General features: G+C 36.2%; 11 protein-coding genes and 1 pseudogene. 5 read left to right on the forward strand and 7 right to left on the reverse strand.

All coding sequences use genetic code 11. From position 1 onward, the window contains the following. Positions 1-383: 383 nt before the first annotated feature. From JFU50_RS24515 to JFU50_RS24540, 6 genes and pseudogenes are all read right to left on the reverse strand, one after another. On the reverse strand, positions 384-2,513 hold the full coding sequence (locus tag JFU50_RS24515) for an ATP-dependent Clp protease ATP-binding subunit (protein WP_201224567.1): 2,130 nt from the start codon (positions 2,511-2,513) through the stop codon (positions 384-386). A 455-nt stretch (positions 2,514-2,968) separates the two neighbouring features. Beyond that, on the reverse strand, positions 2,969-3,892 hold the full coding sequence (locus JFU50_RS24520) for a sugar phosphate isomerase/epimerase family protein (RefSeq protein WP_201224568.1): 924 nt from the start codon (positions 3,890-3,892) through the stop codon (positions 2,969-2,971). A 371-nt stretch (positions 3,893-4,263) separates the two neighbouring features. Beyond that, on the reverse strand, positions 4,264-5,685 hold the full coding sequence (locus JFU50_RS24525) for a sugar porter family MFS transporter (protein WP_201224569.1): 1,422 nt from the start codon (positions 5,683-5,685) through the stop codon (positions 4,264-4,266). Between the two features lie 377 nt (positions 5,686-6,062). After that, the gene (locus tag JFU50_RS24530) at positions 6,063-7,238 is read right to left on the reverse strand and encodes a Gfo/Idh/MocA family protein (RefSeq protein ID WP_201224570.1); all 1,176 of its coding nucleotides are present in this window, start codon (positions 7,236-7,238) and stop codon (positions 6,063-6,065) included. Positions 7,239-7,492: 254 nt separating this feature from the next. Further along, a pseudogene (locus JFU50_RS24535) lies at positions 7,493-8,433 on the reverse strand (sugar phosphate isomerase/epimerase family protein). A 392-nt stretch (positions 8,434-8,825) separates the two neighbouring features. Further along, positions 8,826-9,728, reverse strand: a complete 903-nt coding sequence (locus tag JFU50_RS24540) for an AraC family transcriptional regulator (RefSeq protein WP_242486017.1) — start codon at positions 9,726-9,728, stop codon at positions 8,826-8,828. Positions 9,729-10,473: 745 nt separating this feature from the next. Between JFU50_RS24540 and JFU50_RS24545 the strand changes: the two genes are divergently transcribed. The 5 genes from JFU50_RS24545 (at position 10,474) to JFU50_RS24565 (ending at position 12,179) form a co-directional block, all read left to right on the forward strand. Then, positions 10,474-10,779, forward strand: coding sequence for a hypothetical protein (locus JFU50_RS24545; RefSeq protein WP_201180549.1), 306 nt, complete (start codon positions 10,474-10,476; stop codon positions 10,777-10,779). A 112-nt stretch (positions 10,780-10,891) separates the two neighbouring features. Then, a complete protein-coding gene (locus tag JFU50_RS24550; protein WP_201224571.1) occupies positions 10,892-11,203 on the forward strand; it encodes a hypothetical protein in 312 nt (103 codons plus the stop codon). A 4-nt stretch (positions 11,204-11,207) separates the two neighbouring features. Beyond that, positions 11,208-11,369, forward strand: a complete 162-nt coding sequence (locus JFU50_RS24555; RefSeq protein ID WP_201224572.1) for a hypothetical protein — start codon at positions 11,208-11,210, stop codon at positions 11,367-11,369. Further along, positions 11,366-11,632, forward strand: coding sequence for a hypothetical protein (locus JFU50_RS24560; protein WP_201224573.1), 267 nt, complete (start codon positions 11,366-11,368; stop codon positions 11,630-11,632). The genes JFU50_RS24555 and JFU50_RS24560 overlap by 4 nt, the downstream gene beginning before the upstream one ends. Positions 11,633-12,029: 397 nt before the next feature. After that, positions 12,030-12,179, forward strand: a complete 150-nt coding sequence (locus tag JFU50_RS24565) for a hypothetical protein (RefSeq protein WP_201180555.1) — start codon at positions 12,030-12,032, stop codon at positions 12,177-12,179. Between the two features lie 244 nt (positions 12,180-12,423). Here JFU50_RS24565 and JFU50_RS31615 read toward each other — a convergent pair whose 3' ends face one another. Further along, positions 12,424-12,558, reverse strand: a complete 135-nt coding sequence (locus tag JFU50_RS31615) for a hypothetical protein (RefSeq protein ID WP_274606893.1) — start codon at positions 12,556-12,558, stop codon at positions 12,424-12,426. Positions 12,559-12,989 lie beyond the last annotated feature (431 nt).

A 12,989-nucleotide genomic window follows, 5' to 3' on the forward strand; every position in this document is an offset into this window, starting at 1 on the left:
TCATATATTTTTATTATTTCCTTTTTATGAAGGGTTGCTATCAAAAATCAGTGTGATATTTTCAATATGATTCCAACGCCCTAGGGTCTCAGGGATATATGTTAATAAACTTGATGTATTCATTTATCAATAATAAGTATTATCACCCGAAAAAAGTTCAGGAATAATTGAGAATCTCGATGTCCATTTTTTATAGTTTAGTTTATCTAAGTTGTTCCAAAAATCATAAACCTGTACTACTTTTACATAAAATTCTACTTCTGTGTAGAATATACCTCTCTTTGTCTTTTAAATAGTCATATTGAAATTCTATACCTTAAAAAGTGATAAAAAAAAATGCCTCCATAACAGTTTTACGGTCTTGGAGGCATTTCTAGTACTCTTTATGGTGTTTTGATTATTTTAACCTGATTATCTTCAACAACTGCCATGAAGTTTTTCACTTTAGGCTGATCAAAGATATAGTCAGTAATGCCATCTTCTAGCTGTTCCTGAAGAACACGGCGGAGCGGTCTTGCCCCGAATGATGGATGATAACCTAACTCGATCAGTTTTTGTTTTGCTTCATCTGTTACGACCAATGATATGTCTTGAGAAGTAAGTGTTTTGTCAAGATCCTGAATCATAATATCAACAATTTGCAAAAGGTCTTCCTTCTTCAGTGCTGAGAATTCAATGATGCTGTCAAATCGGTTCAGGAATTCCGGTTTGAAGAAACTGCCTAATGATTGTAAGATAGAAGCTTCATCTACGGCTGTACTTGTACCGAATCCCATTACTTTTTGTTTTTCCCCGACTCCAGCATTAGATGTCATGATAATGACGGTATCTTTAAAGGTAACAGTACGTCCCTGGCTATCAGTTAACCGGCCATCTTCTAGAATTTGTAAGAACATGTGCATCACATCTGGATGTGCTTTTTCAATCTCATCCAATAAGATAATACTGTAGGGCTTACGACGAACTTTTTCAGTTAATTGGCCTGCTTCCTCATGTCCTACGTATCCAGGAGGAGAACCAATTAATTTGGAAACACTATGTTTCTCCATAAATTCACTCATATCAAGGCGAATCATGGCTTCTTTATCACCAAATAATTCCAAAGCAAGGGTTTTCGCTAATTCAGTTTTCCCAACTCCTGTCGGACCAACGAATAGGAAAGAACCAGTGGGACGGTTTTTGGACTTCAAACCGGCACGACTCCTTCGGACGGCCTTCGCAACTTTCCTGACTGCTTCTTCCTGCCCAATTACTTTTTTCATAAGCTCCTCTTGAAGATGAAGCATTCTTTCCTGCTCATCTTCTTGCAGCTTGCCTACAGGGATTCCAGTTTTTTGTTCGATAATCTTTTGGATATCTTCGACAGTGACGTTTGGTTTAACTGAATTTACTCCAGCTTGCAATGATTTTTCCAGTTTTTCTTCTTCATCCCGAAGTACAGCTGCTTTTTCATAGTCTTCTTCATTTAGGGCCTGCTCTTTTTCCTTATAGATATTTGCAAGACGTTCTTTCATAACCTCTTCCTGTCCATCTTCAATGGTCAAGTTTAATTTAGAACCTGCCTCGTCCATTAAGTCGATTGCTTTGTCAGGTAGAAAACGGTCTTGAATGTAGCGGTTTGAAAGTTCAACAGCTGCTCTAAGCGCTTCCTCGCTATATGTGACCCCATGATACGCTTCATAACTGTCTTTTAAACCTTGCAAAATAACCAATGCTTCATCTGTTGTAGGCTCATTAACCTGAACGGGTTGAAAGCGGCGTTCAAGTGCTCCGTCTTTTTCAATTTTCCGATATTCAGACAAAGTGGTCGCTCCCACCAGCTGAAGTTCACCTCGTGCAAGTGCGGGTTTTAAGATATTCCCAGCATCCATCGATCCTTCGGCTGAACCAGCACCGACAATTTGGTGAATTTCATCAATGAATAAAATGACATTCTTTCTTTCCTGCAATTCACTGATTAATTGCTTCATTCGTTCTTCGAATTGTCCCCGGATTCCAGTGTTTGTAACAAGTGAAGCGATATCAAGCATATACACCAGCTTATTACGCAATTTAACAGGAACTGCACCTTCAACAATGGCTAGAGCAAGTCCTTCAGCAATCGCTGTTTTACCTACGCCAGGTTCACCTATTAATACTGGATTATTTTTATTACGTCTATTTAGAACTTCAATCACTCTTTTTATTTCTTCATTCCTGCCGATAACCGGATCAATTAGGCCTGCTTTAGCAGCATCTGTCAGATTCTGCCCGTACTCTTCTAATAATCCTCTTCCGCCGCTTTGTTGAGCAGGTTCCGGTTGAGGGATTTTACTATTATTAAAGGGATTGAATAAATTGTGGGATCCATTAAATTGGAAGTTCCCTAAATCTTTTCCTCCCATAGCTGCACCAAGTTTATTTCTCTCTTCTTTATAACAAGTGGAGCACAGCATAACATCATGCTCCTGACCATTCATATTTAGATGTACTTGAATATTAGCTTGGTTTACATGGCATTTTTCACAAAGCATGTAGTACTCCTCCTTAAAGTTTGTTGTTTTTATGAATCAACTTTGACCTTCTTTGACTTTCTGACTTTATTATACATTGACCTTCTTTGACTTTCAATAATTTTGACTGGAAATTCTTTTGGATTGTTTTCTCAAATTTTTTCTATTGATAACAGCCATATCGATAATCCATAATAGCCCTATTTCTATAGAAATAGGGCTTCATCCAAATTATCTGTATTTCATCTTCAGAAATTGGTTGCAATTTCCTTATAAATATAATGATAAATATATCGGAGAACAAGTATATTAGTTAATAGTGAAAATAAAAAGTTCAAACAACATTATTTTGATTTTGATGTAAAACATCAAGATTTATCATCCATTGAGATTATCTTGAGTTTTTGCATCAGAACCGATTTTCTTATAATTTTTTCGCCATTAATCATACTTTTGTTCTCATACTGTATTTATGATTAAAAACCAATACTCTTCAAATAAGCGAAACTCTGGCTAACATCTCGTAGACTACTATCACAATTTCTAGGATCACGCTCTTGCTCTACAGTAATGTACCCATGATAATTGATTTCTTTCAGTAACCTGTTAATGGATTTATAGTCAATGATGCCTTGTCCGATAGGGCACATAACTCCTTTGCCACATGCATCAAAAAAGCGGATACACTCAGTCATTACTTGTTGATATTTATATAGATTAATATCTTTAAAATGTATATAATCCAGTCTATTTGCACAGTCCCTAAGCCACTGTACGGGGTCCATTTTTGAATAATATAGATGTCCTGTGTCAAGGCAAAGTCCTGCAATTTCATGTGGAATATCCTGCATAAGTTTCTTTATTTCATCTTCAAATTCGATATAGCCACCAGCATGAGGATGGACTACCGATCGTACTCCATATTTTGTCCATGCATGCTCTGCCAATATACGGATATGAGTCATCATATTGTTCCATCCCTCTGGAGATAAGCGTTTTGCATCATCTGGGTGACCAGCTGTGTAATCCCTTTCATCATGTCCCCAATCAATTAGTACAAGATAAGGTGTTGGAAATTGCTGTCCTTCTTCCTGTATCGAAGGAGGAAGTTTGATAATTAGAGAACAAATCTCATCAACTTGGCGCACTAAGTGTTCCAAATTCGATTCTGCTACCAAATTATCAAAAATTGTTCCTGCAATAACTGTGAGATTATTTTTGGAAAGTTCTACTTGTACTCGTTCAATATCCATTGGAATATAACCGTAAGGACCTAACTCTATACCTTTATAACCAGCTTGTGACGCTTCTTGTAATACTCTCTCCCATGATGGAAGGTTTGGGTTTTTTGGATCATCCACTCCCCAGCAACAAGGTGCGCCTGCAATTTTTATACTCAAGTCAAACGCCTCCAATTAAGAATTTTTCCTAATTTTTAATTAAGTAAATAATAAAACATTTATACTCATTTATAGCCAAACCTCAAACTTTGTTATATAGATAAGAAGACCCAGCTAATAAAAGCACAACACATCCGAAAGGAGATGTCTTCTCAAAATGAAGTAGCTTTTATACATAAATTATTTGGTGTTACATAACTATTATGGCTTTATATCTCTACTAAATATTAAACTAGCACTCTCGTTTTTTTCATCGAATCAAATTCTTAGGTGTTTTGTTAATAAATGAAATTCCTAAATAATACATGTATTGTTTCTATATATATTGTATACGCTTACAAAAATCGAGAGTGGTTTACATTTCAATACTGTTATTTAATCACTCTCATCATTATGTCTTTCTGATCATCTTGATTATCATAGGTACGGAAGTAATGTTCCAGCTCCTCAAGTGTGCGCCCTTTGGTTTCCGGTATATATTTCTTCACAAATATGATTCCCCCTATTCCAAGAGCTACAAAGATAAAGAAGGTTGTGGACAAACCAATCGTTCCAAGTAATACTGGGAAAGCCAAACCAATAACTGAGTTCGTGATCCATAGAAAAAACACACTTAAACCCATACCGAGGCCTCTTAACCTTGTTGGAAATATCTCCGCGAGTATTAACCATGTTACTGGCCCAATAAACCCTTGCATGAAAGCGAGAAATACGACTGTCAAAGCAAGTACAACAAATGGAAGTGCTGCTGAATCTTTAAGCGTAAATGAGAATATCGCAATGAACAGAAGTGTCGTTGTAGTTCCGCTCAAACCAATTAGTAACATTGGTCGACGGCCAACCTTGCCGAGGAGCCAGATGCCGAAGAAAACGGCTAAAACTGAAATTGCGCCATTAGCGATGTTCCCGATTAGGGCGACCTCCGTTTGAAAGCCAGCATCTTTGAGGATTTCAGTACCATAGTACATAATCGAATTAATCCCCGTAATTTGTTGCACGACGGCAATACCAATCCCAATAAATAAGATACGGCGGACCCATGGCACAGATAAATCCTTAAAGGTTGCTTTCTTAATATCTGACTCTTCGGCGAAAGCGGCCTCAATTTCGCTGAGTTCCAATTTAGCCTGCTTCTTCTCACGTATCTGTTGAAGAACACGTAAAGCTTCTGCACTTTTCCCTTTTGATACAAGCCAACGAGGGCTCTCCGGTACTTTAAGCATGCCAAAGAATAAGAAAATCGCTGGAAGTGCCGCGATAACCAACATGTATCGCCAGACATGCGAGCTGTCACTCATTGTGTTACCAAGTATGGCGTTGAAGATGAAGGCTAATAATTGGCCAGTAACGATCATCAATTCGTTCTGACTAACCATTCGACCTCTTCTTTCCGCAAATGACATTTCTGCTAAATAGGTTGGAACCGTTACTGACGCACCACCAACAGCAAGCCCTAGAAGGAAACGAAAGGTAACCATAACCGTAATATTTGGAGCAAGAGTACATCCAAGTGCAGCAATAAAGAACAAAACTGCGAGATAAAGAATGGTTTTACGACGACCACCATAATCTGATAGTCGGCCGCCGAATAACGCCCCGATAGCTGCCCCAAAAAGAAGTGAACTCGCAACGAGACCTTGAGTGAATGGGTTGAGATTTAGCTGGTCAGCTTCAGACATATAAGGCAAGGCACCGTTGATGACACCAGTGTCATATCCGAAGAGAAGCCCACCTAATGTGGAGACTACGATAATGGTACGCAAAAACGACTTTTGGTTTACCTGTTTATTCATGTCAATTTCTCCTCAATTCCTTTTAAGAATAGATAAGTAATTTCCCATTTATATATCATTCTTGTCGATATGATAAAAACCCATCACATGATCTTTTAGCTATGGATATGCCACTCTTATCCACATTTCCATCAAATCAGACTGTATCGTAGGTAAGATCAAATCGTTAATAAAATAATATGAGACTGAAAATACTGCCATCTGGATAATTTTTGGCTTTTCAATTGGAATACGGTCCCTTATCTCTAGATTGATAGCATCAATTTATTCTAGTCTTTAAGAGTGATTGCGGAACCGTATTCCGCTTCCTTATAAAGTCTGAAACGTTTTTACGACTTAAAATATTCATAATCTGAACGATCATTAAGTCCATCTAATTATTCAAAATTTACCCAAACTGCTCCCTTATCTGCAGACCGCACACAATTTTCAATCCAGCGAACGCCTTCCAGTCCCGCGTCAATATCCGGATATATAAGATTCTTTATAGTTTCCTCGTCACCCTGGTTTTTAGCATCGATAGCGATAGCAAACTTAAGATAAATATTTGCCCAAGAGTCAGATAATCCTTCTACATGTAATGCTCCTAATCGTTCATCAGCATTACAACTATCATCTAAATACGGCATTGCACGAATCAAAGTTTGGATAGGCTCTCCCTGAATTTCATAGGTTAGTTCACCAGGTTTGCTATCCCACCATTCTAAACTGGCCTTAGAGCCTACAATACGAATTCTATGACCATCCATACATCCTGCGTTGATGGAGGATGTCCACATAGTTCCTACAGCTCCATTTTCATAGTGCATAAGTACATGGGCATTGTCTTCCAGCGGAGCACGACTTCCAACAAAGCTCTGACGGTCGCATAACAATTCTTTAATTTTCATATGCGGCATAATTAACTGGGACATATAATAAGTATGAGTGGAAAGATCTCCTAATACAAAACTAGGTCCTGCAATCTTAGGATCAACACGCCATTTTTGTGCAGCACTTGTTTTTTCTTCCTCAGTTGCACTAAAACCGTGGGTATACTGCAAATCTACCACACGTATCTCACCAATTTTACCTTGTTCAATCATTGCACGCATTTGTAGTAACATCTGATTACCAGAGAAACCATAAGTCACGCCAACAATCTTTCCTTTCTCCTCTGCAAGACTCTTAATCTCTCGAACTTCATCAGAGGTAAAAAACAATGGTTTTTCACAAATAACATGCAATTCAGCCTCAAGGGCTGCCTTACAGATTTCATAATGAGTACCATTAGGAGTTGCAATAGATACAACCTCAATACCGTCCTCCCTCTTAGCCTCCTCCACAAACATAGTTTTATAGTCGTTATAGCAACGATCCTCAGAAACACCAATATTGATACCAAAATCCTTTCCTCTGCCGGGATCTATATCAAATGCACCTGCGACTAACTGAAAGGCTGTATTGTCTCTTAGTGCACCGATACGGTGTTTATATCCAACTTGACTAAGCTGACCACCACCCACCATTGACCAGCGTAGTGCTCTTGAAATTTTCTTCTCTCCATTTATCATTGTACAATTCCTCACTTTCAAATAATTTTCTTAAGTTATGTTGTTTACGGACTTTTACTTTTACTTTTACTTTTACTAGAAAAGAATGCTTAATAATAAGACGATAATTGTCATTCTCTACAAAAGAAAAAATATAATTATTCAGCCATCCCACATTAACTAAAGTTCTAAGTTAGAACAAAGTCATCAATACCAGCATAATTTATATATTTTAAGTCAAAGAATAGACTACCCTAGCAGAAGCTTTCTCTATACTAAAAGCTAAGGGTTTGTTTTAAAGCATCAATTGAGGTTCTAACTCCTGCTTCTACAGACATAGTAAGATCTTCCATTTCCAGAGAAACTTCTTCAGCATATCCCATCATCTTAATCACAGAGAAAAATTCTTTCCACCACTGTAAATCTTGTCCACAGCCTACTGCTACGTAATTCCAAGCTCTATTAGCTACATCAGTAACTTCTTTTGTTTCCATCACACCGTTAATACCTGATAAATGTCTCTCAAGCCGAACATCTTTACCATGAACATGGTGAATAGCTCCTCCTAATTCTCTAGCTGACAAAATTGGATCTGCTCCCATCCATATTAGGTGGCTTGGGTCTAAATTTAAGCCTACAATAGGTCCAACTGCATTACGTAATTTAAATAACGTTTCAGGATTATATACTAATTGGGAGCTGAAATTTTCAAGGGCAATTTTTTCAACATCGCAAGATTCAGCTTTTTCAACTAATTTTCTCCAATAGGGAATTGCTACTTCGTTCCATTGATAGTCTAAAATATCTTTTAGAACTGGAGGCCAACTCACAGTATATGTAATCCAGTTAGGAATCTTGTCTTCAGGACTTCCTGCTGGTAGTCCACTCATCATGATCACTTTTTTACCCCTAATAATTTTGCTAATTCAAATGTTTTATCTGTAACTTCTCGATGCTCTTTACCTAGTTCCCCTGGGTCTAAAGGATTTCCAGAACAATTTAAAGCACACAGTTTAATATTACGTTTTTCTAACTTATTTAAAAATTCACTTCTTTTAAAATCACTTTCTAATAACTCATCTAATCTCAAATGAGGTGCTGAAGACCATCCTCCAGTGGTCATTTCGATCGTATCAATTCCCATTTCAGCAATAACATCCAACATTTTCTCAATAGGTAAGTGTCCTAAACTATCTGTTACATAAGATAATTTCATGATTGTAGCCTCCTAATAATCCATTTAAAAATAAGTCAGTTAGAATTGTAAAAATAGGACAAAATTAAAAACATCGTTATTCCCTTAAGACTTCTTTTTTTATTGAAAGACTTGTTTCTCAGTGATTAGTTGATTTGTAATTTTAGCCCTTTGTTTTCATCTAAGCCTCCATTTATTTAATACTCTTCATTTGTAAGCGTTTTTATTTTATTGAAAATTCAATAATTAATAACACTTACAATTGTTATTGTAGAACAATGCATCATAATCGTCTTTATATTGTGAGGACTAAATTTTGTCTTATGAAGACATCTTTCTAAGTATCAGTGAATTTTATTTAAAACAAGAAACCCTCTACTTTCAATGCATAGCATGAAGTAAAGGGCAATTGACTAATCTGTATATGTAGTTGTTTTTAATTTTGTGTAGAGAGCTCGGAAACGTCCAGGTGAACAACGTAACGCAGAAGTAAAAACGCGAGTAAAGTAGTGAACAGTTGTAAAACCAGTTTCTTCAGCAATATCTTTGATAGATAAATCAGTTGTTTTGAGTAATATGGCTGCTTTCTGTATTCTCTCGTTTTGAACATAGTCTGAATAACTCACGCCTAATTCCGAACTAAATAATCGTGATAATTGCCGACTGGATATGTGCAAATGAGTAGCTACATTAGTAAGTTTTAAGGGAGTAGATAGATTGTCTTTTATATATAATTTCGCTTGAGTATGGATTATCGAAGACTTTTTATGAACGATCTTGTGATTATTGGGATGTGAGTAAGGAACAAAAGTTTGCAGTAACGAAAGGATAAGGGAGTACGCTAAGTTTGTTAGTATTCCTTCAAAAGAAGTATGTTCAGTCTTTGTCGCTTGGATAAGCAGAGATTTCCAAATTAACGGAGCAATTGTATCTTCTTTTACATCAATAACCACTTCAGAACATTTTTTAGCTTCCTCTATTATCTGCTTCCAATCTTCGCTTGATTCTGATTCTATTAATTCAAACCCAACATATAGAAGAAATAGTCCACTTTCACTTTTTATTTGATGGTGAACGTCTGGCCTGGAAAAAAACATTGTGTTTTCTTTTATCGAATAGGTACAATCTTCATCTATATAGATTCCTCTCCCCTCAACCACATAACACACTTCAAAAAAAGAATGTTTATGCGTTAGGTTATCATAATGTTTAGGCATGACGCCCCAGTAATGAACAAAAAACGCCGCCCCATTTTGTACAATGCGATGAACATGTTCATTCAAAGAGATTTTTCCTGATATCAATATATTTGACAAAAAAACCCTCCTTCTCATAAAGATACAAAACTTTTTTCAATAATAATTAATCAAACTATAATTCAAACATAAAAGTTTGTCTATAAAGAGAAAAGTCATGATTCTGTTCTAGTACGAAGTCATTGACTTTTTAGATTTTGATCATGCTCAACCTTTGGCCTTTACCCTATAAATTTTACAAAGCTTCGCTGCTAATTTCCCCGTAATATTTCCCCCCTCTAGTTAGTAGAGAATTTGGGGATGATTTTTTTGCAAATAAGCTCTGTTAAATAATTATGTTGATATTTCATCAAACGAAAGGACCATTTTTCGGTCCTTTCGTTTGTTACCATCTTCAAAATCCTGCACCATCATAAGCCTTTCTATCTATGTTTGACAATCACCCAAAAGTATACAGCTAAATATAATATCGTGAAAAATAAGATTAAGATAAGGAGTGATTGTCTTTGTATCGTCAACCATTTTCATCCTATGAACAATGTATGGATTGGTGCGAATCCCATGGAGGATATGGTTATGAATGTGCCGATATATGTCAGCAGCATGCAGGGCCAAGCCCTACTGGTACAATACTTACTCAATGCCAACACACGCACCTATGGCACCTTATGGCTTAAGCCATAAGGTGATGATGTTCAACAAACCAAAAACAAAAGGTCCGCAATAATTAAAGGTCATGACGTTACACGCTTAAAGGATAGGATTGGTGTTTTTAGTGACGAAACCAAACAAGAGGAAAAAATCTATGAATCCATTACTATTAAATGAAAAGCTCGATATTACACTGAACGAAAATGAAAAATGGCATCTTTCATTTAAACGTCCAAAACAAACAGAGCTTTACATGATGAAGAAATTCATTAACCGTTACAGAAACGCTCATTACAAAAACCCAGACGAATCACAAACTGAATGCTTTTTGCTGATGAATGACATGCTTGTAGAAAATGGATACAAACCGAAAAAACATGTTTCAACAGTAACAAAATTGTGGGATTTACCATTTGAATCCTATGAATGGCCATATTACGATGAAATGAATTACGGTTGAGGACATTTATGTCTTCGACCTTTTTTATTTGGATGAAATAAAGACTGCCAGCATAAAAATAGTAAATTAGTATTAAAGCATCAGAATATTTAGTATATTAGGAGGATAAAACATGAAACCAGAAATATTATCAATTGCTATCGAAACATTAGGAGATTTGTTTTTCCGTAAGAATACAAGCACCGATTTCCTAGCCATGAGGACAATGGAGTATTACATCAGCGATTTGGATTTGCTTAGTGATACAACAACTGTAGCTGTGACAATTGAACAACAAGGAGCTTACGCTCTGGTTCCCAAACTACTATTATTCGATAACAAGAGCGCTGATGAAATTGAAGTTACTCTAAGTGGATTGGGATATATGAATGCTGAAATTATTGCGAGTAACATAGCATTTGAAGAGTGGAAAAAAAGGAGGTGAGCATGTGACAAAGTCACGAATCATTTTAACAATTCCAATTTTGCTATATGGAATTTTCATATTTCTTGTCATTCAAAACGATAAGAATATTCCACTTTATTTGCACCTTCTATTGGCAATTTACTTGATGTTGTTTGTACATTATGAAGAAAAAGGCGGAGCTTGAGGAACTACGTATCAAGTACCGCCTGTACGAATATTAGTCATTGGAAAGTAGGAGAAGCCATGGAAAAGCCAAATAGTTTACAAAAAATATATAACCCTAACCGACCGAAGAATAATGAACTTTTTCGAGCGATACAACAGTATCTTCAAATGAAACATCCAGACAAACGAATGACAGCCACGAGAACTTCACAATATATTGTGGCTGTCAGTATTTTTTCTGGAGAGCTGCGTAATGTTGAAAGTCGGATTTTATATAGTTGAAATCCTAAGGTCATTTGAAATGACCTTAGAAAATTACATATGCTACCAATGAAAAATTTTCTAATATTAGCTGGCTACATTTTCACCGTCATGACCATGATATTCGGTTATGGAGTAATGTACTTGAGCGGTGCTTTCTTGGACACAACCCCGCATACGAATCCTAAATCAACTATAAGTTGACCATGGCGCTTCAAAAGTTTGGGAAGGTATGCCAAAAGATGAATATCAAAAAATTAAAATTGCGGAGGAACAAAAATATAACTATGAATGGTATAAACCAATTATAGATGAATATGAATATTAAAAGGACCCCCGCTTAATAAGCGAAGTCCTTTTTTAAGCATGTAAAACCGTTCCATTTGGTGAAACGAAGTAAATTGAAGGAAGTGATAATATGAGTGCTCAAGATGAATTTAAAAATTTGGATGTTGGCAAATTAAGTAAGCAGGACATACAAATGGCCACTGTTTTAACTTTAGTAAATTTATTGAAAAAAAGGGTATTCTTACAGGTGAAGAGTATACCGAAAAACTCAGAAATATAGTGAACGAAATGAAAATTGAAAAGGATAATGAATAAATGAAAACAGACATCCTTTCGGGGATGTTTTTTTATTTGTTCACTAAACCGCCCTGGTTGATGTGCTTCACTAGATAATGAAAATTGCGTGTAATCGCCGTCTAAGACCCATTCGTCAACAACTTGCATGTGAATGAATCGGGCGTCCCACAACGGGGCGTCTTTTTTTGTTTTCATTATTGAACTATTAGTTATACCTTAGTGAGTTTCTATTCGTTTTCATAGGAAAGTTCCGTTAATGAATTTCTGTGGCTAGCGAGGATTTTTTCAATCCCTCGGTTTTCTTCATCTCTTGATAGTCGCAAATAAATAGCCACATGCTTTATGTTTTCGTTTGTAATCATTGGTACAACAACACTCCTCGGATTTCATGTGTCAATTATACCTCAGTTGTCCTCAGTTACTTAACTCGTACATTGAGAGAAATCTGAGGATGGATATACGCCAGTTCCCGATTGATGACGGACTGTATCTGCTAAATGTATGTACTTTAAATAATCTCCGTACTTAACAATTTGCGTAAGTGATTCCTCCTCTTTATATGGTGAATATATCAAGGAATAACTTAGAGTCTGCCCCACCGTTTTTTACATTTATTTATCCTTTTGAGATATCTTACTTACAATTCTACCTTACTTTTATCACTAATTTACAGGTTGACAGTTATATTTTATATTCTAACGAGGTATATGTTGAAATTAGTAATAAGCATAAATGTTAATATCTTTTCTCTGCAACAAGATTTTTCAAGCTAGGAATAGTAACGGCTATAGAA

The organism is Peribacillus sp. TH14, from assembly GCF_016651145.1.
Classification (GTDB): Bacteria; Bacillota; Bacilli; order Bacillales; family DSM-1321; genus Peribacillus; species Peribacillus butanolivorans.

Bases quoted from the DNA above. Each gene is read 5' to 3' on its own strand.
- JFU50_RS24565 (WP_201180555.1), top strand. From the start codon at position 12,030: ATGAGTGCTCAAGATGAATTTAAAAATTTGGATGTTGGCAAATTAAGT.
- JFU50_RS31615 (WP_274606893.1), bottom strand. From the start codon at position 12,558: ATGATTACAAACGAAAACATAAAGCATGTGGCTATTTATTTGCGACTA.
- JFU50_RS24515 (WP_201224567.1), bottom strand. From the start codon at position 2,513: ATGCTTTGTGAAAAATGCCATGTAAACCAAGCTAATATTCAAGTACAT.
- JFU50_RS24550 (WP_201224571.1), top strand. From the start codon at position 10,892: ATGAAACCAGAAATATTATCAATTGCTATCGAAACATTAGGAGATTTG.
- JFU50_RS24525 (WP_201224569.1), bottom strand. From the start codon at position 5,685: ATGAATAAACAGGTAAACCAAAAGTCGTTTTTGCGTACCATTATCGTA.
- JFU50_RS24530 (WP_201224570.1), bottom strand. From the start codon at position 7,238: ATGATAAATGGAGAGAAGAAAATTTCAAGAGCACTACGCTGGTCAATG.
- JFU50_RS24545 (WP_201180549.1), top strand. From the start codon at position 10,474: ATGAATCCATTACTATTAAATGAAAAGCTCGATATTACACTGAACGAA.